At 59.3% G+C, this 24,393-nt stretch carries 15 protein-coding genes; all 15 read left to right on the top strand.

Annotation, left to right across the window (positions count from 1 at the left end):
* Nucleotides 1–1,164: IS4 family transposase (locus K341_RS11870; RefSeq protein WP_248676909.1), on the top strand; the 1,164-nt coding region annotated here is incomplete at its 5' end.
* A 270-nt stretch (nt 1,165–1,434) separates the two neighbouring features.
* On the top strand, nt 1,435–3,081 hold the full coding sequence (locus K341_RS0109940; RefSeq protein WP_009348966.1) for a putative manganese-dependent inorganic diphosphatase: 1,647 nt from the start codon (nt 1,435–1,437) through the stop codon (nt 3,079–3,081).
* Between the two features lie 72 nt (nt 3,082–3,153).
* Nucleotides 3,154–5,397, top strand: coding sequence for a DNA helicase PcrA (gene pcrA / locus K341_RS0109945; RefSeq protein ID WP_026762699.1), 2,244 nt, complete (start codon nt 3,154–3,156; stop codon nt 5,395–5,397).
* Between the two features lie 7 nt (nt 5,398–5,404).
* Entirely contained in the window at nt 5,405–7,423 is a 2,019-nt protein-coding gene (ligA, locus tag K341_RS0109950; RefSeq protein ID WP_026762700.1) for an NAD-dependent DNA ligase LigA, read from the top strand.
* A gap of 39 nt (nt 7,424–7,462) precedes the next feature.
* Entirely contained in the window at nt 7,463–8,608 is a 1,146-nt protein-coding gene (locus K341_RS0109955) for an exonuclease SbcCD subunit D (RefSeq protein ID WP_009752878.1), read from the top strand.
* A complete protein-coding gene (locus K341_RS0109960; RefSeq protein ID WP_026762701.1) occupies nt 8,605–11,685 on the top strand; it encodes an AAA family ATPase in 3,081 nt (1,026 codons plus the stop codon). Before K341_RS0109955 ends, K341_RS0109960 begins: the two co-directional genes overlap by 4 nt.
* The gene (locus K341_RS0109965; RefSeq protein WP_026762702.1) at nt 11,682–15,227 is read left to right on the top strand and encodes a PD-(D/E)XK nuclease family protein; all 3,546 of its coding nucleotides are present in this window, start codon (nt 11,682–11,684) and stop codon (nt 15,225–15,227) included. The genes K341_RS0109960 and K341_RS0109965 overlap by 4 nt, the downstream gene beginning before the upstream one ends.
* Complete coding sequence (gene addA, locus K341_RS0109970) at nt 15,217–19,062, top strand: helicase-exonuclease AddAB subunit AddA (protein ID WP_026762703.1); 3,846 nt, start codon at nt 15,217–15,219, stop codon at nt 19,060–19,062. The genes K341_RS0109965 and addA overlap by 11 nt, the downstream gene beginning before the upstream one ends.
* 97 nt (nt 19,063–19,159) lie before the next feature.
* A complete protein-coding gene (locus K341_RS0109975) occupies nt 19,160–19,507 on the top strand; it encodes a histidine triad nucleotide-binding protein (RefSeq protein ID WP_026762704.1) in 348 nt (115 codons plus the stop codon).
* A gap of 141 nt (nt 19,508–19,648) precedes the next feature.
* Entirely contained in the window at nt 19,649–19,831 is a 183-nt protein-coding gene (gene rpsU, locus K341_RS0109980) for a 30S ribosomal protein S21 (protein WP_005841552.1), read from the top strand.
* 91 nt (nt 19,832–19,922) lie between these two features.
* Nucleotides 19,923–20,366, top strand: a complete 444-nt coding sequence (locus K341_RS0109985; protein ID WP_026762705.1) for a GatB/YqeY domain-containing protein — start codon at nt 19,923–19,925, stop codon at nt 20,364–20,366.
* 101 nt (nt 20,367–20,467) lie between these two features.
* Nucleotides 20,468–21,550 (top strand): recombinase RecA, encoded by a 1,083-nt coding sequence (recA, locus tag K341_RS0109990; RefSeq protein WP_009348957.1) that lies wholly within the window; start codon nt 20,468–20,470, stop codon nt 21,548–21,550.
* Nucleotides 21,547–22,032 carry a regulatory protein RecX gene (locus K341_RS0109995; RefSeq protein ID WP_026762706.1) on the top strand — a complete coding sequence of 162 codons (486 nt, stop codon included), beginning with the start codon at nt 21,547–21,549 and terminating at the stop codon, nt 22,030–22,032. Before recA ends, K341_RS0109995 begins: the two co-directional genes overlap by 4 nt.
* A gap of 18 nt (nt 22,033–22,050) precedes the next feature.
* Nucleotides 22,051–23,610: a glutamine-hydrolyzing GMP synthase gene (gene guaA / locus K341_RS0110000; RefSeq protein ID WP_081657304.1), complete on the top strand. Its 1,560-nt coding sequence runs from the start codon at nt 22,051–22,053 to the stop codon at nt 23,608–23,610.
* Nucleotides 23,611–23,912: 302 nt separating this feature from the next.
* Nucleotides 23,913–24,393 (top strand): transposase (locus tag K341_RS0110005; protein WP_026762708.1); only part of this gene is annotated, 481 nt, incomplete at its 3' end.

Genomic DNA, 24,393 nt, shown 5'->3' on the forward strand with positions numbered 1-24,393 from the left:
AGCATCTTCCTGCTGGTTTTCCGCATGGTGTTCCAGCAGCGTTCCGTCTACACGCAGATGCATCTCCAAAGGACCGCTATGCCTTTCGGCAAGGATACGTTCTACCGCTTCATGAACTCTTGCCGAATCCACTGGCGCAGGTTCACGACAGAGCTTGCCGCCGCCATCATTCATGCCACGCTCGCTCCCCTGACTCAGGCGGATCTCATCAACGTGCTCATCCTTGACGATTCCATCTACCATCGCCCCCGTTCCAAGAAGGTGGAGCTTCTCGCCCGTCTCTACGACCACGCCAAGAAGGAGTTCTCCTATGGCTTCCGCATGCTCACGCTCTGCTGGTCGGATGGCAATACGCTTCTGCCCGTCAGCCATACGCTGCTCTCTACCGAGAATACGAAGAATCGCCTCCGTGAGGCGTCACGGAAAGTGGACGCTCGTTCCAATGGCGACAAGCAGCGAAAACTTGCCCAGCAGAAGGCAACCGAGGTGATGCTTCAGCTCCTGCAGGAAGCGAAGGCTGCCGATATCCCCGCGCGCCACGTCCTGTTCGACACATGGTTCTGCTCCCCGGCATCGCTCCTGAAGATTCACGGTCTTGGCTACGATGTGGTCGCCATGGCAAAGAAGACGGAAAAGATACACGATCTCCATCAAGGATGCCTGCAGGATGTGAAGGCGATCTACAAGCAACACCGAAAGCGGCGTGGCCGCTCGAAGTATCTGCTGAGTGTGCAAGCCGCTGTCGTCAAGGGCGAAGAATCCCTCCCTGTGCGCCTTGTCTTTGTCCGCAATCGCAACCATCGGAAGGACTGGCTGGTATTGGTGACGACGGACATGAGCCTCACGGCGGAAGAAGTCATCCGCATCTACGGCAAGCGCTGGGGCATCGAGGTGTTCTTCAAGGTGTGCAAGAGTTTCCTGCGCTTGGAGAAGGACTGCCGCTCTCTTTCGTATGACGCGATGACAGCGCATGTCTCCATCGTGTTCACGCGGTACATGTTCCTGGCAGTGGAGCAGCGCGAGTGCAAGGATGCACGAAGTCTGGGGGAGCTGTTCTACCTATCTGTGGATGAGTTGCCGGATGTGTGCTTCGTGGAAGCCATGCGCCTCCTTTTGCTGCTGTTTGTTGAACGAACGACTCCAAGAGAAGCCTATGCTGGATGAAGGGGAGATCCAGGGGCAGCTGCAAGGCTTCTTGAAAGAGCTGCCTGTACTGTTGTCGCAAAAACTACGAAAATGTGCATAAAGAGAGTATTTTCATTGGCATAAAGTCAGTGTTTTCAAGGTCTGTGGAACGTTTTTGATGTGCGAAGTTTGAGTCCATGACAATTGACAAAGAGCCTTTATTTTTCAAAATTTGAATCATCTAAACGAGTATGCTATAATAAAACCACAGTATGCGGTGTATCGAGACCGCTCTAGGGAGGAATTATTTTGAACGTTGCAAAGCCGATTTACGTCATCGGACATCGCAATCCGGATACAGACTCCATCTGCTCAGCGATCGGGTACGCTCATCTGAAACAGTCGCTCGGGGTCAACGCTGTGGCAGCGCGCGCAGGGAAAATCAATAAGGAGACAAAGTTCGCGCTGGAATATTTCCATGTGGAACAGCCGCTGCTCATTCCCGATCTCTATCCGCGCGTGAAGGACATCGCGATGGACTGCAAGATTGTCGTTCGTCAGCACGACACGCTGCGTCATCTTGGAGAGGTGCTGCGCCACAATGATTTGAGGTCGATCCCGGTGACGGACAGTCAGGGGATTCTCGTCGGCATCGTCTCTGTCAGCGACCTCGCGAAGCGTTATTTCCAAGAGCTTGGCATGACGAATCTCTCCGATATGCGCGTGCGCTATCGTGACATCATCCATGCGACGGACAGCAACGTGCTGGTCTCGGGCGAAGAGGGTGAGACGATCAAGGGGCAGATCCGCATCGCGGCGGGCAGCGTACATACGATTAAAAAACTTGTCAAGCAGAACGACATTGTCCTCATCGGCGACCGCAAGGAAGATATTGTCCTTGCATGTATCGATCAGGGCATTTCCTGTCTCATCGTGACCGGAGACGGACGCATTCCCGCAGAGGCGATTGAGGAGGCGGAGAAGCGCGGCATCTTTGTCCTGTCGACGCCCTACGATACCTATACGGTGGCACGTCTCATCAACCAGTGCGTGCCGATTCGCCGCATTATGCACGACAATCCGATCTGCTTTAAGCCGCTTGATCTGCTCTCGGATATCAAGGGGACGATGGAGGAGACGAATTTCCGCAACTACCCGGTGCTCGAGAACGGGCGCATCGTCGGCCTTGTGAGCCGCGACCGGCTCGTCGTCTCCGAACCTGTGCGCGTCATTCTCGTTGACCACAATGAACGAAATCAGGCGGTCGAGGGCATCGAGGATGCGAAGATTGTCGAGATCATTGATCATCATCGGTTCGGCGGAATCAGCACGAGCGAGCCGATCTACACTCATGCGGAGCCGGTCGGCTGCACGGCAACGATTGTGTCGAATATGCACTGGCAAAACGACATTGATATCCCGCCGTCGATTGCGGGGCTGCTGCTGTCTGCAATCATCTCGGATACTGTGCTCTTTAAGTCTCCTACCTGTACACCTGCCGATAAGAAGGCGGCGGAGCGCCTTGCGGAGATCGCGAACGTCAATCTCAATACCTACGGGCTGGATATGCTCAAGGCAGGGTCGAGCGTCGGCAATATGACGCCGATGGAGATCGTGCGCAACGATCTGAAAGAATTTACCATCGGTACATATCGTGTGATTGTGAGCCAAACCTCGGTCATGGGGACAAAGGAAATCATGGAGAAGGAGGACGAGCTGATCGCAGCAATGAAGTCGATCTGCGAGTCTGAGGGCTTTGACATGAGTCTCGTGATGATTACGGACATCCTCGAGGAAGCGACGTATCTGCTCTTTACCGGCTCGCCGCGTACGCTGATCGGCGAAGCGTTCCGCAAGGATACGAGCGGAACGCATCTTTATCTGCCGGGCGTGATGTCGCGGAAAAAGCAGATCATTCCGCCGCTCTCTGAGGCAGTCAAGCGTATTAAATCGTAAAAATCGTCAGTATGATAGGGGCGGCGTTTGCCATGTGGCAGCCCGCCTTTCTTATTGGGAAAAGGAGCTTTCATGGATCTGTTTCAAGGGCTGAACGAGCCGCAGCAACGCGCCGTTGCCTGTCTCGAGGGACCGCTGCTCATCGTGGCGGGTGCAGGCTCTGGCAAGACGCGTGTTCTGACTTACCGCATTGCCAATCTTTTGGCGCACGACGTGCCGCCGTACCGCATCCTCGCCATCACGTTTACGAACAAGGCGGCGCGCGAGATGCGCGACCGTGTCGACACGCTCATCGGCGAGGCGGCGCATGATGTGTGGCTGAGCACGTTTCACTCGTTCTGCGCGCGTTTTTTGCGCATTGAGATCGAGCATCTAAAGGGCTATGAGAAAAATTTTGTCATCTACGATGCGGCGGACAGTAAAGGTCTCATCCGCGAATGCCTCAAAGAGCTGAGTATCGACGAGAAGCATACGGCGCCGGGTGCGGTGCAGTCGCACATCTCGGACGCGAAGAATAATCTCTTGACAGCGGCGCAGTTCGCAGCGGGGGCGGGCGACTTCTTTGCCGAGCAGGTCGCGAAGGTCTATGAACTCTATCAGTCGAAGCTGCGCGCGAATAACGCGCTCGATTTTGACGATCTCCTGATGCTGACGGTTGCGGTGCTCTCGCAGAACGAAGAGGTGCGCAGGAAGTATCAAGAGAAGTTCCGCTACATCCTCGTGGACGAATATCAGGACACGAACGGGGCGCAGTACAACATCACGAAGCTTCTCGCGGGCGGGCATCGGAATATCTGCGTTGTGGGCGATGCAGATCAGTCCATCTACGGCTGGCGCGGCGCGGATATGCGCAATATCCTCAATTTCGAGCGCGACTATCCGGAGGCGACGGTCATCCTGCTCGAGCAGAACTACCGCTCGACGAAGAATATCCTCGAAGCTGCAAATGCGGTCATCGAGAACAATTTGGATCGCAAAAAGAAGGCGCTGTGGACGGACAATGTGCAGGGCGATCCCATTGTCGTTTACGAGGGCGCGACGGAGAAGAACGAGGCGTCCTATATCGTGCGCGAGGTGGAGCGTCTGCATACGATGTTCAACGTTAAATACGGCGATATTGCCGTGCTCTATCGGACGAATGCGCAGTCCCGCAACATCGAGGAGGCATTCTACGCATCGGGCGTGCCCTATTCGATGGTGGGCGCGGTGCGGTTTTACGATCGGCGCGAGATCAAGGATATCATCGCATATCTGCGCGTGATCTACAATCCGCGCGACACGCTGAGTCTCCTGCGCATCATCAACGTGCCGCGGCGCGGGCTGGGGCAGACGACGCTTGCGCGCATGGCGGAGCTGGCGGCGGAGCACCGAATATCGCTGTTCGAGATCATTACGGACAGCCGGATGCTCGCCATGATTCCAAAACTCTCCGGGAAGGTAAAATTTGCGCTTGAGGATTTCGCCGCGCTCGTCTTTACGTTCATGGGGCAGCTCGGCACGCGTCCGCTGCACGAGATCGTGGAGGACATCATCGAGGAGTCGGGCTATGCGAAGGCGCTCGAGGAGGATAAAAAGGAGGACAATCGCGATCGCCTTGAGAACCTGCGCGAATTTATCAGCGTGGCAAAGAACTTTGAGGACGGCGCAGCCGAGGGGGAGAACGGTCTCGAGGACTTCCTCGCGCAGATTTCCCTGATCTCGGATGTGGATCAGGCGGAGCAGTCGGACGGCAGCGTGACGCTCATGACCTTCCACGCGGCGAAGGGGCTGGAGTTCCCGACCGTATTCATGGCGGGCATGGAAGAGGGGCTGTTCCCGCATTCACGGACGCTCCTCGACGACGACGAGATCGAGGAGGAGCGACGTACCTGCTATGTCGGCATCACGCGCGCCGAGAGGCGGCTCTATCTGACACACGCGCGGCAGCGGACGATCTACGGGCGGACGGAGATGTCGCGCCCCTCGCGGTTCCTCGCGGAGATTCCGGAGCATCTCGTGGAGCACAAGCAGGCGGACTTTGCGGCGGAGGGCGATATGCGCGGCGGGCGCACCGACGTTTGGGGGCGTGGGGCAAACGGCGTGCGGCGTCCCTATATGCCGCCCCCGCCGCAGCATACGGCGGAGGACGGGAGCGTGATTCGTCCCGATGCGGCGGCAAAGTTTACGGCGGGCGACGCCGTACGTCACAGCAAATGGGGCGACGGACGCGTCGTCTCCATCCGCGGCGAGGGCGAAGATGCGGAGCTGACCATCGCGTTTCCGGGCGAGGGAATCAAAAAATTCGTGCAAAAATATGCACCCATTTTGAAATTGTGAGGATGCTATGAGCGACATTCAGATGGTCAAGGCGGAGCTGGCGGAACTGTGCAGGCAGATTCGCCGGTATTCGAAGCAGTATTATGACGACAACGCTTCCGACATATCGGATTATGAGTTCGATCAACTCATGCTCCGGTTGAAGGCGATCGAGGCGGAGTACCCCGAGCTCATCACGAAGAATTCACCGACGCAGAAGGTCGGCGGCTCGGCGCAGCGGACGGCGGGAGTACTCGTGAAGCACGATGTCCCTATGCTGTCCTTACAGGACGTATTCAGCGAGGCGGAGATTCGGGATTTTGTCGCGGGAATCTGCGCGCATTTTCCGGCGGCGGAGTTTGTCGTCGAGGAGAAGATCGACGGGCTGTCGCTCGCGCTGCGCTACGAAAACGGCGTGCTCGCGCGTGCCGTCACGCGCGGCGACGGCATCGTGCAGGGCGAGGACGTGACGGAGAACGCGCGCATGATTGCAGATGTGCGGGAGCAGCTTAGCGACGCGCCCGTGTATTTTGAAGTGCGCGGCGAGGTCTATATGGAGCGCGCGGCGTTTGCGGCAGTCAACGAGCGGCAGGAGCTGCTGGGGCTGAAGCCGTTTGCGAATCCGCGCAACTGTGCGGCGGGAACACTGCGTCAGCTCGATGCGCGCGTAACGCGCGAGCGCAGGCTCTCGATGTTCGTCTTTAACTTGCAGCGCACGGAGGGGCGGACGTTTGCGTCGCATACGGCGTCATATGACTTTATGCGCGCGCAGGGGATAAAGATCATCGCTGGGTATCGCGTTTGCCGCACGGCGGACGAAGTGTGGGCGGCAATCGAGGAGATCGGGGCGCGCCGCGGCAGTCTGCCCTATGACATCGACGGCGCGGTGGTCAAGGTCAATGATTTTTTGCAGCGCGCGGAGCTGGGGGCGACGGCAAAGGCGCCGCGCTGGGCAATCGCCTATAAGTATCCGCCCGAGGAAAAAGAGACGGTGCTCCGAGAGATCGAGCTCTCCGTTGGTCGTACGGGGCGCATCACGCCGACGGCGGTATTCGACCCTGTTCAGCTCTGCGGTACGCGCGTCGAGCGTGCGACCCTGCACAATCAGGACTATATCGCGGGGCTGGATGTGCGCATCGGTGACACGATCCTCGTCTATAAATCCGGTGAAATCATCCCGCGCGTGAAGGCGGTCGTCCTCGAGAAACGCCCCGCGGGCACCGTGCCGTACGTCATCGGCGATACCTGTCCCGTCTGCGGCGCGCCGGCGGTGCGCGAGGCGGACACCGCCGATATGAAGTGTCAAAATCCCGTCTGCCCGGCGCAGGTGGAGAATCACATTCTTCATTTTGTCAGCCGTACGGCGATGGATATCAAGGGCTTCGGCGCAGCGACGGTCATCGCATTGACACATGCGGGGTGTTTACATGATATTGCCGATATCTATACATTGCATGAACATCGTGATGAACTGATTTCCTCGGGCATTATCGGTCGCGAAAAGACCGTTGATAAACTTCTCGACGCGATCGTGCACAGCAAGGAGAATCCCCCCGATCGTCTCCTCACGGGGTTCGGCATCGCGGGAATCGGGCGCGCGGCGGCAATCTCCCTGATGCAGGCGTTTCCATCCATTGATGCTCTTGCGGAAGCGGCGCGCGGCGATGCGGAGAAAATTCTCGCCGTGCCCGATATGGGCGAAGTCAGCGCGCGCAGTCTCGCGGAGTTCTTTGACTCAGAGGCGGGCAGGGGGCTGCTTGAGAAATTCCGTGCGGCGGGGGTGAACTTTGTATCCGCGCCCCGGGAACGCACGGGAACGGCGCTCGAGGGCAAGTCTTTCGTCATTACGGGAACCCTGCCGACGCTCTCGCGCGAGGAATGCGCGGCGCTCATTACGGCACACGGCGGCACGGTGAAAGGCTCTGTGTCGAAAAAGACGGACTATCTCGTCGCGGGCGAAGCGGCGGGCAGCAAGCTCGCGAAGGCGGAGTTCTTGGGCGTTCCCGTGCTGGACGAAGCGGCGCTACGGCGGATGATAGAAGAATAATTTGGATCGGAATCGCATCCGAATGGAGTGAAGGGATCTATGCGTTTTATCCATACGGCGGATTGGCATTTGGGAAAGCTGTTCGGACAACGGCACATGACGGAGGATCAGGCGTATGTGCTGGACGAGCTGATCGCGCTCTGCGACGACCTACGCCCCGACGCGCTCGTCATCGCGGGCGATATCTATGACCGTGCGATCCCGCCGCCCGAGGCGGTGGCGCTCTTCAGCGAGACGCTTGCAAAGCTCGCCCTGCGCGGCGTCAAGGTGCTCTTTATCGCGGGCAATCATGACAGCGCCGTGCGTCTAGGCTTTGGTGCGGAGCTGCTGCGCGCCTCGGGCGTCTACCTTGCGGGGATGGTGCGCGCCGCAGAGCCGCCCGTTGTGCTTTCCGATGATTATGGGGACATCTATTTTTCCCTGATTCCCTACGGTGATCCGCCGCATGTAAAGGATGCCTTTGCCCTAGAGACGATGCCGTCCTTTGACGCGGCGCTTGGTGTGCAGATTGCCGCGGCGCGGGCGCAGATCCCTGTGGGTGCGCGCAGTGTGGCGGTCGCACATGCCTTCGTCATCGGCGGGCAGACCTCGGAATCCGAACATGCGCTTTCGGTTGGCGGCAGCGATCAGGTCAGCGCCGAGAATTTTGCGGCATACGACTATACGGCGCTCGGACATCTCCATGCACCGCAGCGGGCAGGCGCGGAGCATATACGATATTCCGGTTCGCTGCTCAAATATTCGTTTGACGAAGCACGGCAGAAGAAGGGCGCCGAACTCGTCGAAATCGACGGTGCGGGCGCGGCGTCTCATACGTTCTATCCGCTCACGCCGCGTCATGATGTGCGTATCGTCAGCGGTCTCATGAACGAGCTCATGGCGGATGGATTCGACCCGCTCCCGCACGACGACTATATCTGTGTCGAGCTGCTTGACAGCGACGCCGTGCTCGCCGCGCATGAGAAGCTGCGCCATGTTTATCCGAATCTCTTTTCCATCACGCGCCCCAATGTCAATATGGGGCGTCTTTCTTCGAATGAGAGAAGCTATGAGCGCGGAAAGTCGGAACTCCACCTCTTTGCGGAGTTCTTTGCCGATGTGACACGGGAGAAGCTATCGGCGGAGGAGGAGCACGCACTCATCCGCGTGATCGACGGACTGGAAAAGGAGGCGAGGGAAGCGTGAGACCGCTGAAGCTGCGGATGCAGGCGTTCGGTTCGTATGTCGAGGAACAGATACTGGACTTCGAGACGGCGCTGTCGGGCGCGCCCTTTGTCCTCATCCATGGGGCGACGGGCGCAGGGAAAACGACGATACTAGACGCTATTGTATTTGCGCTGTATGGCGAATCAAGCGGCGATGTACGCGAGGGAGCTATGCTGCGTTCCTCCGCCGCACCGCCCGAACGCGTCACGGAAGTGGAGTATACATTTGCGCTCGGCAGGCGTCGGTATCGTGTTCTGCGCTCCCCTTCCTACGAGCGTATGTCGCGGGGAAAGATGACGCGGCGCGCCGCGGCAGGGGAACTCTATCGTCTGCCGGATGTGGGGGACGAGGGCGAAGAGGTACTGCTGGATTCGAATGTGACGGAGGTCTCAAAGCGCATCGGAACGCTCATCGGATTCGACGCCGATCAGTTCCGTCAGGTCATCCTGCTGCCGCAGGGGCAGTTCCAGCGGTTTTTGCTCGCCGAGGTCAAAGACCGCAGCGCGATCATGCAGCGCATCTTCCGCACGGAGCGGTATCGGCGGCTTGAGGAGGCGCTGACAGAGGAAGCTCTCGTACTTGAGCGCGCATCGGCGGAGGATCGTGCGCGCACGGAGCAAATGCTGCAAACGCAGGAGCTCGCATCTATCGAAGAACTCCGTGACCGCATCGACCGGCTCAACGCGGATACGAAACAGTATGCGGCGCGTCTCGGCGAGATGGAAAAGACTGCCCGGGAGGCACGCCGCGCGCGAGAGCAGGGCACGGCGGCGGAGATGCGTCTCGGCGCGCTTGCCGAAGCGCGGAAAAAAGCAGATGAGATGCGCGCGAAAGTAGATACCGTGGAGGAGTTTCGCAGAAAACTCGACCGTGCAAGGCGCGCGATGCCCGCGCTCTATAAGGAGCAGGAACTGCGGCAGGCGGACGCGCAGGCGCAGCGCAGAGCCGAGGAATATAAAGCCGCGGCGGAGCAATTTACAAAGGCACAGGAGGCATCCCGTACGGCGCAGGAATCGCTGAAGCGCGAGGAGGCGCGCGAAGAGGAGCGCACACAGCTCGCGGAGCGGATCAGGACGCTTACGGGGTACAGCGCGCAGGCGACGCGGCTCATGGAGTGCCGCAGCGCGGTAGAGAGCCTGCGCACCCGGACGGCGCGCGCACAGGAGGAGAAAATTGCCGATGCCGCAGCGTTGAGCGCGCTGATGGAGGAGATACGGCAAACGGAGCAGCAAATTGCCGCGTGCGACCAAATCCTAGCGACTGCGGAAGCCGCGGCGCAGGAATCCGAGCGGCTGAATCGCTGCCATCGTGCAGCGCAGGAAGAGGCGGAATACGCAGCTAAACTCCCCGCGCTCAAGAATGCGGAGCAGGCGGCAGAGCAGGCACTCAAAGATGCGGAGCAACGTTTGAACGACGCCAAAATAAAGCGGCGCCGGATGCAGACGCTCTATGACCTCGGCAGCGCCGCGCGGCTCGCCGAAAAACTCGCGGACGGGACGCCGTGTCCCGTCTGCGGGGCAATATCTCATCCCCATCCCGCCGTACATGCGGAAGACATTCCTACGGCGCAGGAGCTGGATGCGGCGGCGCAGGCGGAGGACGCGGCGGAACAGAATCTGCGGCAATGCCGCGTGCAGGAGGAAGAATGCAGAGCGCAGCGGGAGCGCGCAGAGCAGGACGTGCGCCACGCCCGGCAAACGCTGACGGATTACCTCGGCGCGGATACGTTAGAGGAATTGACGCGGCGTACGCAGGAGCGCGGCGACGCGCTCGCACGTGCACAAAAGGAGCGTACCGAGGCTGAGATGCTGCTCGGCACGGCGAAGACCCGCCGCGCCCGGCTGGAGGAAGCAGCCGCAGCGAAGGAGAAGGCGGCGCAGGAGGCGAACGATAAACTCCGATTACGTGAGGGAGAGATGCAGGGGCTCGAAGCGCAGCTTCCCGAGGAATATCGCGATCCTGCGCGGCTCGAAACGGAGCTGAATAAACTCAACCGGGCGCTGGAGACGGCAAACGCCTCCTATCTCGCGGCACAGCGGAAGGAAAAGGAAACCGGCGCCGATTTTGCGCGCGCGGAAACGGAACTGCACGTGAAAAAGATCGCCGCAGAGGAGAGTGCGCAGATGCATCGTGCGGCTGCGGAGGCGTTTGCCGCCGCACGCACGGAAGCGGGATTTCCAACGGAGGAAGAATACCGTACGGCGGTCGAGGGGGATTGGGCGAACCCTGCGTTTCATAAAAGAGTCGAAGAGCGTATCAAGAAGCATACGGACAACTATAAAGGCGCATTGGAAGTGCTGAAGCAGGCGGAAACTGCCGCCGCAGGTCTGACCACCCCCGATATGCCCGCGCTCACGGCGGCGGAGACGGCGGCGGACACGGCGGTCAAGGAGGCGTCGCAGGCGCAGGGAAGCCGCATGGAGCGGCTCGCGGGGCTGCGCCGCATGGCGGAGGATATTGCGGCGCTCGAAAAAACGGGCGAGGAGCGCGCGGAGAAATACCGCATCATGGGCAAATTGGCGCGGGTCGCCGCGGCAAAGCCGCCGTATCAAGTGCATTTCCAGACCTATGTCCTGCGCTCCATCCTGAGCGACGTCATCGAGGCGGCAAACGCGCGGCTCGTCATGATGAGCCGCGGACGCTACCGCCTCGTCCACGGCGAGGGCGGGCATAAAAATAAGTGGTGGGGGCTTGAGATCGACGTGTTCGATGAGTACACGGGACTTCCGCGCGGGTCGCGGACACTCTCGGGCGGCGAGACCTTCCTCGCATCACTCTCGCTCGCGCTCGGACTTTCGGATGTCGTACAGCATTATGCGGGCGGGATGCATCTCGACATGATCTTCATCGACGAGGGGTTCGGCTCGCTCGACAGCGAGACGCTGGACGTCGCCGTCCGCGCCCTGCTCGAGGTACAGCGGGAGGGCGGACGTCTCGTCGGCATCATCTCCCATGTGGAGGAACTGCGCGCGCGCATCCCCGTCCACCTCCTTGTAGAACGGACGGCGCAGGGAAGCAGGGCGCGCTTTACGGAGGGCGGTACGGAAGCGTTATGACGGCGACATTAGAGTTTATCATCGGGCGCGCGGGGACGGGCAAGACGCACGCCTGTCTCATGGCGATGAAGGATGCGCTCACGCGCGAGCCGCTGGGCAGACAGCGGATTTTGCTCGTGCCCGAGCATATGACCTACGCCGCGGAGCGCGCGCTCGCCGAGGTCTTGACGAGCGGCGCAGGCTTTTTGCAGGCGTATGTCTTTGGCTTCCGCAGATTTGCACGGCAGGTGCTGATCGAGACGGGCGGGGCGCATCTGCCGCGCATCAGTGATATCGGGATGCGCATTTTGCTCAAGGACATCCTCATCAAGCGTGCGGGCGATCTCTCCGCCTTTGCACGCTCCGTGCATAAGCGCGGATTTACCGAGACGCTGGGCAGTACAATCGCGGAGCTCAAACGCTATCGGATTCATCCGGATATACTGCGTGCGGCTGCCGATCGGTCGTCGACGGGATGTCTGCCGCAAAAACTTGCGGATCTTTCGATCGTGATGGAGGAGCTTGCGGCGCGCATGGAAGGACGCTATACGGATCAAACGGACCGGATGGAGCGTCTCGCGTGGCAGCTCGGCACGGCGTCCTTCCTGCGCGATGCGGAGATTTGGGTGGACGGCTTCGATTTTTTCAACCCGCAGGAGCTTGCCGTCTTTCGTGCGCTCTTTCACGCTGCGGGCGCGCTCCATGTGACGCTCACCATGGAGGGCCGCTGCACCGACGGGGCGGTGCGGGTCAACCTGCCGGAGAACACGCGGGAAACGGGACTGTTTTCCCGTGGCTACCGCGCGATGCGCGATCTTGAGCAAATCCTAGCGGAAATCGATCCGCAGGCATCGGCTTCGATTCGGCTCATGGAGGAGCAGCGGCGCACGGCGCAGCTCTCGCTTGCGGAGATCGAGACGCGGCTCTTTGGGCACGGGCAGCTTTCACCGTGCGGGGACGGCGCGCTGCGGCTCGTGGAAGCGGCGAACCCGCGTCTTGAGATGGAAGCCGCGGCGGCGGACATCCTGCGTCTTACGCGCGAACAGGGATACCGCTATCGTGAGATCGCCGTGTTCGTGCGCGATATGCCCTGCTATGCGGAGCTGCTGACGCTGACCTTCGCGGACTACGGCATCCCGTGCTATTTGGATGCGAAACGTCCGAGCACGCATCATCCGCTCGCCGAGCTTCTGCGCGCCGCCGCCCGTACGGCGTGGCGCGGATGGGACTATGAGACGATGTTCCGCGCCCTGCGTACGGGCTTTTTCCCCGTGCTAGGCGCATCGGAGGAAGAGACGCAGGTACTTGCGCCCTCGGGTGATTGGCAGGAGGCGGTGGATCGCCTTGAAAACTACTGTCTCGCGTACGGCATTCGCACACAGCGGCAGTGGACGGCGACGGAGGACTGGGATTTTGCGCGGCGCGCGATCGCGGCGGATGCCTATGAGAGCGAGGACAATGCCGCGCGCATCGCCGAGGAGGAGGCGATCGACGCCGTGCGCAGGCGGATTGCCGCGCCGCTCGCCCTGCTGAAGGAACGCCTGAGCCGGGCACAGGGGACGGCGCGCACGCGCACACAGGCGCTCTATGAGCTGCTGACAGAGCTTGACGTGCCGCGCATTTTGGAGACATGGCGCACGGCGGCGGATGCCGAGGGGCGGCTTGCCGATGCGGCGGCACATCGGCAGATTTGGACGTCCTGCATGAACCTCTTTGATCAAATGGTCGAGACCGGTGGGGACGAGGAGATTTCCGCGCACGATTATGAGGAGATCCTCGGCGACGGGCTGGACGCACTCGACATCGCGCTCATCCCGCCGGGACTTGACCATGTGACGATTGCATCCTTTGACCAAAACAGTCTCGCGGGCATTCGTGCCGTCTACATCGTCGGTGCGAACGCGGGAACAATGCCGCGCGCGGGCGCGCAGCAGGGCGTGCTCTCGGATGCCGAACGGCTCTCCATGAACGAGATGTTTCATGCGCTGCATGAGGGCGCCGCGCCTGAGATTTTCGGCGGGGGGCGGGAACAGAGCTTTTTGGAACGATACCGTCTGTACCGGGGGTTCACGGCGGCGCGCGAATATCTGTGGGTATCCTACGCGCTTGCGGGGAGCGACGGCTCTGCGCTCTCCCCGTCGCCGCTCATCGCGCGCCTGCGCCGTCTCGAACCGTCATTTTTATCCATCCCGCTGGCGACCGTGGAACGGGAGGATGCGCTCGTACTCGCAGCGCAGCGTCCCGCGCTCTCGGCGCTCTCGGGTGCGCTGCTCGGGCAAAAGGAGCGCGGCGACATGCGTCCCCTGTGGCGGGACGTTTACAACTGGATGCGGGATAATGAAGAGATGCGCCCGCCCCTGCGTCTCATGGTCGGCGGGCTCTTTGCGCATCTGCGCGAGACGGAGATTCCCCCTGCGGTCGCAGTGCGGCTCTTTGCGCCGCACCGCCGCATCGCCGGGAGCACAACGCGGCTCGAAACGTTCCGCGCGTGTCCGTTCAGTCATTTTGCGAAATACGGACTTGCGCTGCAGGAACGCGAGGTCTACGAATTTCAAAACAATGATTTCGGCACGCTCCTGCACGGCATTCTGCGCGGCTACGGCGAATGGGTACGCGCGGCGCATGGGAATGACTGGAGCGCGGCGGCGCAGGAGGGCGAGGAGAAAATCGACGAACTCCTCGCGCAGATCGTGCCGCAGGTTCGCTCTGCGGTGCTCCTGAGCCGTGCGAGCTATCGGCATCGCGTCGAGCGCATCCGCAGGACGGCGCGTCAGGTGATCCGACGCCTGACCGCGTGGGCCGCGGCATCCGAGTTCCGCCCGCAGGGATTTGAGGTCGGATTTGGGGGGCATGACGGCGTTCGGATTGCAGAGTTTCCGCTCGCAGGAGGCATGACGCTCTCATTGCGCGGACAGATCGACCGCTATGACGTCTCGGAGGACGGGGCGTATTACATCGTGCTCGACTACAAGACGGGTACGGTGTCCCTAGAGCTGCCGGAGATTCGACACGGGCTGAAGATGCAGCTGCTCCTCTATCTCTATGTGGTGCACTGCCTCCTGCGTGACGGCGCGCCCGCCGGAATGCTCTATGCGCCCGCCGTGAATCCGCTGATTGAACCCGATATGCGGCTCGACGATGACGCACTGCAAGATGCATCTGCAAAGAAATCGAAGCTGACGGGATTCCTCATCGACGATGCGGAGATCGTTCGGCGCATCGATGCGCTCACAAAGCATCTCTGCGTTTCTATTACACAAAAGAATGCGTTTTCCAAAACGTCCGAAAAGTATCTGCGCGCGCGGGAGGAGTTTGAGAGCCTGCTCAAATTCCTGCCGCAGCTCGTACGCGAAACGGCGGAGGAGATTCTGAGCGGTCGGATTGCCGCCGCGCCGTATCGGTTCAAACAGAGAACGGCGTGTGCGTTCTGCGCGTACCGCGTCGTCTGCGGATTTGCGCCGGAGCTCGGGGACGGTTACCGCGACATACCGGACGATGCGCAGGCGGCGATGGAGGAGATTGCGGACGCCGTGAGAGAGGAGGGAGATACGGATGGCGAATGACATGCGCTTTACGGCGGATCAGCGGCAGGCGATTGATACGCGCGGGCAAAACATCCTCGTCGCGGCGGCGGCAGGATCGGGCAAGACGCGCGTCCTCGTGGAGCGCATCATTGCGCGGGTGCGGAGCGGGGAACTTTCGCTTGATCGCGTGCTTGTCCTCACCTTTACGAAAGCGGCGGCGGCGGAGATGCGCGAGCGCATCGAGACTGCGCTCAACGTCGAGATTGACCGCATCGCTGCAGATCATGCGGCGGCATCCGACGCTGATGAAGAGATCGCCGCTCTTGAACGTCAGCGCATTCTCTTGACGGGCGCGGATATTTCGACCTTTCACTCCTTTTGTCAGCGGATATTGCAGACGTATATCGAGGCGACGCAGATTCCGCCGAACTATCGGCTGGCAAGCGAGCAGGAGATTCTTCTGCTGACGAACGATGTCTTTGAGCAGCTGCTTGAGGAGAAATATACCGCCGCGGCGGCTCAGGGAGATGCGGAGGGATTCCTCGCCTTTGCCGACGCCTACGTCGGGGATAAGGGGGGCGACGAACGGCTGCAAAAGGCGGTGCTCGCCCTTTACAAATTCGCGCTCAGTCAGCCCTCGCCCGAGACGTGGCTCGCCGCGCAGGGCAGCGAGCCGGACGATACGCCGTATTGGGAACGCGCCGGATTTTCGCTCCTCGTCGACGAGCTGCGCACGGCGCTCGGGAAGATCTGTGCGGATTACCGGCGCGCCCTCGCGCTGCTGTCGGAGGGGGACGATGCGTTCCGTGCGGCGGCGGAAAAGACCCGTGACGCCGTACTGAAGCATCTGGGCATCTACGAAGCCCTTGCGGGAGAGGTCGAGGCGTTCGCACACGCGCAGAATACGGCGGCATGGACAAAATTTGTGTCCGCCGCAGCGGCGGCAAAAAAGGAGCGCGGCGCGATCCCACGCAAAGACCTCGACGCATATGCGCCGGAGATTGCCGCGGAGTTCAATCGTCTGACCAAGACTATCTTTGCGGCGTGGGATAAGCTCTTGAAGCGTCTCCCCGAGACTGCGGAGGATTTGTGCGCGGCGGAGAACCGCGCAAACGCGGACATACGCCGGTTTGCGCAGCTCACAATAGAATTTCACGCGGCGATGCAGCGTGAAAAGATTGCGCGCGGCATCTTGTATTTCAGCGATCTCGAGCATGAAGCACTGCATCTTTTGTGTGCGCACCCGGAACAGCTGCAAGCCGATCCGACGATGGTCGATCCCACGGACATCGCCGTCGAGCTTCAGGGGCATTTTGACGCTATCATGGTGGATGAGTATCAGGATACGAACGGCTTGCAGGAGGGCATTCTGCGGCAGATCGCGCGCGGGGACAACCGCTTTATCGTCGGCGACGTCAAGCAGAGCATCTATCGATTCCGCCTTGCCGATCCCGTCCTCTTTCAGCAGACCTATCGCGCGTACCGCAGCGGGGCGGCGGAAGGAACGCTCGTCACGATGTCGGAGAATTTCCGCAGCCGCGCCGAAGTGCTCGAACCGATCAATTACATATTTTCACAGATCATGACGGAGACCGCCGTTGATATTGCGTACGATGAGAAGGCGCGCCTGAATCCGGGGCGCAAATTCGACGCGCTCCCGGGCGGGAAATCCCTTGCCGCGCCCATGGAGCTGAACTTGCTGCGCGTCGACTACACCGACCGCGCGGATGAAGAGGAAATAGAGGAGGGGGAGGAAGAAAGCGGCGAGGAGCTCGGCAAATTCGAGGTGGAGGCGCACTTTATCGCGCGGCGCATCGCAGAACTGATCTCCGAGAAATATATCGTGCACGACGGCGGGGGCGGGCATCCGCTGACTTACAGCGACATCGTGATCCTCCTGCGCGCGGCGAAGGGGCGGGCGGGGGTTCTCATCGATGCCCTGCGCGATGCGGGTATCCCCGCCTATGCCGACGAGCCGGGCGGCTACTTTGAGAGCGGCGAGATCCGTATGATGCTCGCCCTGCTCGCGGCGCTCGATAATGCGCGGCAGGATACCGCGCTCGCCGCGGTACTCGCATCGCCCATGATCGGGCTGCGCATGGAAGAGCTTGCGGAACTGCGTGCGCATACGCCCCGGGGCAGCATTTACGACATGCTGACGGCAGACGGGGGAGACGAGCTGCCCGCGGAACTCATGACACGCGCCCGGCACGCGCTTGAACGCATCCGAGCGTGGCGCCGCTATGCGCTCGTGCACAGCGTTCCCGAACTCCTTTGGATGCTCTATCGCGATACGGGATACTACGACTATGTAGGGACGCTGCCCGGCGGCGTCCTGCGGCAGGCAAATCTGCGTATGCTCATCGACCGTGCGTCCGAATTTGAACGCACGAATGAGCGCGGGCTCTTCCGTTTCCTGCGCTACATCGACGCATTGCGCAGCCGCAGCACGGATCTCTCCGCCGCGCGTACGCTCGGCGAGAGCGAGAACGTCGTGCGCATCATGACCATTCACAAGAGCAAAGGGCTTGAATTTCCCGTCGTGTTCCTCTCCAATATCGGCGGATCGTTCAACGAGAAGGATACGGGCGGCGATCTTCTCTATCACGCGCGGGAGGGCATCGGGCTTCGCCTGTTCGAGAACACGGAGGCGGGACGTCAGCGATACGATACACTCTCCCTGCGCCGCGTCAAAGACGTGATCGCGCGCGAGACCAAGGCAGAGGAGATGCGCATCCTCTACGTCGCCATGACGCGCGCACAGGAAAAACTGATCCTGACCGGAACGCTGAACGTCACGCGCAGCGGCAAGGACAAACTTGAGCAACTGCGTGAGAAATGCTTGACGTATGCGCAGGAGACGGGGGCAGTCCTGCCGGATGCGTCAATTCTCGGCGGGAAATCCTATCTCGATTGGATCGCGCTTGCGCTTATGCGGCATCCGGACGGCGCACAGCTCTTTGACGCGGATGCGGAGATTGCCCCATACCTGCCCGTATCTCCCGCAGCGCGGTTTGACGTCCATTTATTGGACGAAGACGCGCGTGCCGCCCGTCGCCGGGCGGCGGACGAGGACGATCCGATCCTTGCCGCCGTCCGTGCCGACGATCCTCTGCCCGAGGGCGGCAGGGCGGAGGAGGTTGCGCGCATCCTAGATTGGCATTACGACGCGCGCGGCACGGAGCATATCCACGCGAAGACCAGCGTCACGGAGCTCAAACGCCGCCGCGCGGAGCTCATCGAGGAGATGCCGCCGCCCTTTGCCCCCGCGCTTGGAGATGCGGGCGCAGAGACGGCGGAAGCGTGGGAAACACCGCGCTTTCTCCGCAGCGACACGCGCGCGTACCTCACGCCCATGGAGCGCGGCATTGCCATGCATACGTTCATGCAGCAGCTTGATCTCACGGATGCCGCGGACATCGACGCCATCGTGCGGCAGGCGAATACACTGCTTGAGAAGGGGATACTCACCGAAGCAGAGCGCGAGAGCATCCGCATCGAACACGTCTGGAAATTCGCCGCATCTAGGCTCGGACGCCGGATGCGTGCCGCAAAGGCGGTCTACCGAGAGCTCCCGTTCGGGCGTCTCCTGCCCGCGCAGAAATATTATGCTGAAGCCCAGGACGCGGAGGACAAAATCTTTCTGCAAGGCATTATCGACGTTCTCTTTGAGGAGGAAGACGGCGGCTATGTCCTGCTCGACTACAAGACCGACCGAAAAATCTCCGCCGCGGCGGCGCGGGCGCGCTACCAATTTCAAATCGATCTGTACGGAGACGCCGTGGAGACCATTCTCGGGAGACCCGTGAAGGAACGCTGGCTCTTCCTGCTCGATACCGGACAAGAGGTAAAGATGTGGGACGCGGGGAAATGATATTCCGTGTGAACATTGTGCAGGAATATGGATGTCTGCGGCGAATCATTTGGGTAAAACAAACGCATAGAAAAGCGTAGAAAAGGAAGTGAACGATATGGCGGATTGTATCTTTTGTAAAATCGCGTCGGGGGAAATTCCCTCCGGGAAAGTCTACGAGGATGAGAGCGTGCTCGCGTTCCGCGACCTCGAACCGCAGGCACCGAAGCATATCCTCATCATCCCAAAGAAACATATCGGCAGCATCATGGCGCTGACCGGCGCGGACAAGGAACTCGCGGGGCACATCCTCACCGAGGTCGCGCCTGCCGTTGCGCGCTCCTGCGGCGTGGACGAGGGCGGCTTCCGACTGGTCGCGAACACCGGCGCGGACGGCGGACAGACCGTCGGGCATCTGCATTTCCACCTGCTCGGCGGGCGGGCTATGACGTGGCCGCCGGGGTGAGTGCGGAACGCATAGAATGAGAATGAGTATTTTATGAGAATTTTAGTTCGATGATTGACATGAATTATCCCCATAGAGTATAATGTACTCGTGTCATTTATTGGCGCGAAATTACTCCGCGCGTGGAGGGAGGGGAAATGCATGGCAAATGAAATCAAGGTCGGCAAAAATGAGTCGATCGACAGTGCTCTCCGCCGCTTTAAGCGTATGTCACAGAAAGCCGGCACACTTGCAGAAGTGCGCAAGCGTGAACATTACGAGAAACCGAGCGTTCGCCGCAAAAAGAAGTCTGAGGCAGCGCGTAAACGCAAATACAGAGGCTGATTGCAAAGGGCATCCGTGGACGCTGTACCACGGATGTTTTTCTTTATCCTTATATGTGTTCCCCGAAATGATGCAGAAAGGAAGTTATCTCATGACATTAATGGAACAGTTGACCGCAGATATGAAGGAAGCGATGAAGCAGGGCGAGAAGGAGCGGCTCTCCGTTATTCGGCTCGTACGCGGTGCCGTACGACAAGCGGAAATTGATGGAAAAAAGACGCTCACTGACGACGAGGTGCTCGGTGTTATTGGGAAGGAAGTCAAGATGCGCCGCGATTCTATCGAGGAGTTTGAGCGCGGCGGACGTGCCGATCTCGTCGAAAAGACGCAGGCGGAGATTGCCGTTCTCATGCCGTATCTGCCGGAGCAGTTGAGTGCGGACGAGATCAAAAAGATTGTTGAAGAAGTCATTTCCTCTGTCGGCGCCGCCTCATCCAAGGATATGGGCAAGGTGATGGGAGCATTGATGCCGCGCGTGAAGGGGCGTGCGGACGGGAAGCTCGTCAACGAAACTGTTCGCGCACTGCTCCAATAAATATTTGCGGAACAGTGGGAAATCCCCGTGTTTTCTTTGACAAAACACCGGGGATTTTCGTATAATTAGTGAGAATTTATTGATGTGAAGGAGCGGACGACATGGCGGAGAAAGAAAAGAAAGACAGTAAAAAAGATAAGCCCATGACGCGGGAGGAGGCACTTGAGCAAGCACTGAAGCAGATTGAAAAAGCGCACGGCAAAGGCGCTATCATGCGCCTTGGTGAAGCGCAGGCGAACATGAACATCGAGGTTATATCGACAGGTATTCTGCCGCTCGATATTGCTCTCGGTGTAGGCGGCATCCCACGCGGCCGTATCATCGAGGTGTATGGACCGGAGTCCTCGGGAAAGACGACTGTCACGCTTCATATGATTGCAGAAGCGCAGAAAGCAGGCGGCGTGGCGGCGTTCATCGATGCCGAACACGCACTTGACCCGGAGTATGCCAAGCGGCTCGGTGTTAATATCGAGGAGCTTCTTATATCACAGCCGGATACGGGGGAGCAGGCACTTGAGATCGTCGATGCGCTCGTGCGCAGCGGAGCGGTTGACATCATTGTCGTGGACTCCGTCGCAGCCCTTGTGCCAAAGTCGGAAATAGATGAGGATATGGGATCGTCTCATGTCGGCCTGCAGGCGCGTCTCATGAGTCAGGCAATGCGCAAGCTCACGGGCATTATCAGCAAGACACGCACGGTGGCCATCTTTATCAACCAGCTCCGCGAAAAGATCGGCGTTACCTACGGCAACCCGGAGACGACAACGGGCGGGCGTGCATTGAAATTTTATGCATCCGTGCGTATCGATGTACGGCGCAGTGATACGATTAAACAGGGCTCGGATTCGCTCGGCAACCGTACGCGTGCAAAGATTGTTAAAAACAAGGTCGCGCCGCCGTTCAAGACCGCAGAGTTTGATATTATGTACGGCGAAGGAGTGTCACGCATTGGCAGCATCATTGATATGGGCGTCGATCTCGACATCGTGGATAAGAGCGGTGCGTGGTACTCCTATGAAGGGACGCGTCTCGGCCAGGGGAAGGAAAACGCAAAGGCAGCACTCGAAAGCAAACCGGAACTCATCGCAGAGATTGAGGGAAAAATTCGTGAGCAGCTCTTGACGATCGGAGGCGTCGGCGGAGAAGATACACCGGATGCGGTTGACGCGGAGACTGAGGCATGACCGAGGAAGAACATAAATCGGGGCGAAAAAATGCCACAGAGAAAACGGCGCTCGTCACCGCGGTGGATTATCTCGCGCGTCAAGCGCACAGTGAGAAGAAGCTGCGCGAGAAACTTCAGCGCAAGGGCTTTCCGCAGGAAGATATCGACGCGGCGATAGAACGGCTCATCGAGCGGAAGTATCTTGACGATGCGGATCTTTGCGCACAGCAGTTCATGTATCTCTACAACGAGAGCCGCTATTCCGTGCGGCAGATTTTCGTCAAGCTCATGCAGCGCGGATTCGATAAGGAACTCATTCGCAGTGCGGTTCCTCCGGACACGGCGGAGCGCGAGGCAGCTGCGGCGGAGCGTGTGCTTGCGATGAAGTTCAAACCGACGGATAAGAAGCAAAAGATGATGGCAAATCTCTATCAAAAGGGCTTTTCCGTCGATACCGCCCATGCCGCCGTGCGTAATTTTACAGAAGGTGCAGAAGCATAACAGCAGAAAGGGACTTGCATGATGAATCAACCCGATGCCTCGGAAATGATTTTGGTGCTCGACTTTGGCGGACAGTATAATCAGCTGATTGCCCGCCGCGTACGCGAGAGCAGCGTCTATTGCGAGGTGCATCCGCACACGCTTTCACTCGCTGAGGTTCGTGCGCTTGCGCCGCGCGGCATCATCCTGACGGGAGGACCGAACAGTGTATACGGCGCGGAGGCGGTGACGGCGCCGAAGGAACTCTTTTCCATGGGGATTCCCGTGCTTGGCATCTGCTATGGGGCGCAGCTCATGGCTTATCTGCTGGGCGGAACGGTTGAGACCGCGCCGACGAGCGAGTACGGCAGAACAGAGGTGGACATCACGGGGCGGGATTCTCTCCTCTTTATGGGGATTCCGGAAAAGAACGTCTGCTGGATGAGCCATACCGACTATATCAGCGCTATGCCTGCGGGATTTGCCCTGACGGCGCATACGCCTGTCTGTCCGATCACGGCGATGGAGAACGCGGCACAGCGTCTTTATGCCGTTCAGTTCCATCCGGAAGTCATGCACACGGAGCACGGGAGTGAGATCCTGCACAACTTCGTCTACAACGTCTGTGGCTGCACGGGTACGTGGCGCATGGATTCCTTCGTACAGAAAACGATTGAGGAACTGCGTGAAAAGATCGGCGGCGGTCGTGCTCTTTGTGCCCTTTCAGGCGGTGTAGACTCCTCCGTTGCAGCCGTGCTGCTCTCCAAAGCCATCGGCAAAAATCTGACCTGCGTTTTTGTCGATCACGGGCTTCTGCGCAAGAACGAGGGTGACGAAGTGGAGGCAGTGTTCGGCAGCGCCGGTACTTATGACGTCAACTTTATCCGCATCAATGCGCAGGAGCGGTTCTATGAAAAGCTCAAAGGTGTTACGGAGCCCGAGCAGAAGCGCAAGATCATCGGCGCGGAATTTATCCGCGTGTTTGAAGAAGCGGCGCATGAAATCGGCGCGGTAGACTTCCTCATACAGGGAACGATCTATCCGGACGTGATTGAGAGCGGTCTCGGGAAGTCGGCGGTCATTAAGTCGCATCATAATGTCGGCGGTTTGCCCGACCATGTGGACTTTAAGGAGATTGTCGAACCGCTGCGGCTTCTCTTTAAGGACGAAGTGCGCGCGGCGGGGCGCGAACTTGGCATCCCGGATTATCTCGTGGATCGCCAGCCGTTCCCGGGCCCAGGGCTCGGCATCCGCATTGTCGGCGAGGTCACAGCGGAGAAAGTGCGGATCGTCCAAGACGCGGATGCGATCTATCGTGAGGAGATTGCACACGCCGGCCTGCAAAAGAATCTCGGTCAGTATTTTGCCGCGCTCACGAATATGCGATCCGTCGGCGTGATGGGAGACGGGCGCACCTACGACTATGCCGTTGTCCTGCGCGCCGTCGTCACGAGCGACTTCATGACCGCAGAGGCGGCACAAATTCCGTGGGAAGTGCTCTCCAAGGTCACGACACGCATCGTCAACGAAGTGCGCGGCGTCAACCGCGTTCTCTATGACTGCACCGGGAAACCGCCCGCAACCATAGAACTAGAATAAAATATGTCCCGGTGCTCTCCCGCGCCCTATGGATTCAAAAATAGATACATTAGACATCGTTTGAATAACAGTATTTAAGCGATGTCTTTTCTTTTGGTTTATATGTCCAAGAGATGGGACAACTGCTTTGATATGATAACAGCATCAAGGTTGGTTCTTATATTGAACTCAAACTTCGCAGATGAATAATCTGCTGTAACCCTTGAAATATCTATCGTCTTGGCAAATAAAATAGCATGAGCGACATCCATTTGGTATAAGTTTAAGTGTCAAACAAAAAACATCCAATGGAGGCTCATGCTATGAACAGTATAACACAAAACCACCAAGACGAGGAACTGCTTTCTAAGAAAATGCAGGTCTTTTTCCGTCGCTATCAAGTCAGTCGCATCCTCTGTGCAGCAAATGCGTACAAGCTTCGCGGCGTCCCTGTCCTTAGCATCTTCCTGCTGGTTTTCCGCATGGTGTTCCAGCAGCGTTCCGTCTACACGCAGATGCATCTCCAAAGGACCGCTATGCCTTTCGGCAAGGATACGTTCTACCGCTTCATGAACTCTTGCCGAATCCACTGGCGCAGGTTCACGACAGAGCTTGCCGCCGCCATCATTCATGCCACGCTCGCTCCCCTGACTCAGGCGGATCTCATCAACGTGCTCATCCTTGACGATTCCATCTACCATCGCCCCCGTTCCAAGAAGGTGGAGCTTCTCGCCCGTCTCTACGACCACGCCAAGAAGGAGTTCTCCTATGGCTTCCGCATGCTCACGCTCTGCTGGTCGGATG

The sequence above is a fragment of the Centipeda artemidis DSM 19719 genome (assembly GCF_000426665.1).
Lineage (GTDB): Bacteria > Bacillota > Negativicutes > Selenomonadales > Selenomonadaceae > Centipeda > Centipeda artemidis.

What these genes read in the sequence shown, in the direction of transcription:
- K341_RS0109995 (WP_026762706.1), top strand. Translation starts at nt 21,547, where the DNA reads ATGACCGAGGAAGAACATAAATCGGGGCGAAAAAATGCCACAGAGAAA.
- addA (WP_026762703.1), top strand. Translation starts at nt 15,217, where the DNA reads ATGGCGAATGACATGCGCTTTACGGCGGATCAGCGGCAGGCGATTGAT.
- pcrA (WP_026762699.1), top strand. Translation starts at nt 3,154, where the DNA reads ATGGATCTGTTTCAAGGGCTGAACGAGCCGCAGCAACGCGCCGTTGCC.
- K341_RS0109985 (WP_026762705.1), top strand. Translation starts at nt 19,923, where the DNA reads ATGACATTAATGGAACAGTTGACCGCAGATATGAAGGAAGCGATGAAG.
- rpsU (WP_005841552.1), top strand. Translation starts at nt 19,649, where the DNA reads ATGGCAAATGAAATCAAGGTCGGCAAAAATGAGTCGATCGACAGTGCT.
- K341_RS0109975 (WP_026762704.1), top strand. Translation starts at nt 19,160, where the DNA reads ATGGCGGATTGTATCTTTTGTAAAATCGCGTCGGGGGAAATTCCCTCC.
- guaA (WP_081657304.1), top strand. Translation starts at nt 22,051, where the DNA reads ATGATGAATCAACCCGATGCCTCGGAAATGATTTTGGTGCTCGACTTT.
- K341_RS0109965 (WP_026762702.1), top strand. Translation starts at nt 11,682, where the DNA reads ATGACGGCGACATTAGAGTTTATCATCGGGCGCGCGGGGACGGGCAAG.
- recA (WP_009348957.1), top strand. Translation starts at nt 20,468, where the DNA reads ATGGCGGAGAAAGAAAAGAAAGACAGTAAAAAAGATAAGCCCATGACG.
- K341_RS0109955 (WP_009752878.1), top strand. Translation starts at nt 7,463, where the DNA reads ATGCGTTTTATCCATACGGCGGATTGGCATTTGGGAAAGCTGTTCGGA.
- ligA (WP_026762700.1), top strand. Translation starts at nt 5,405, where the DNA reads ATGAGCGACATTCAGATGGTCAAGGCGGAGCTGGCGGAACTGTGCAGG.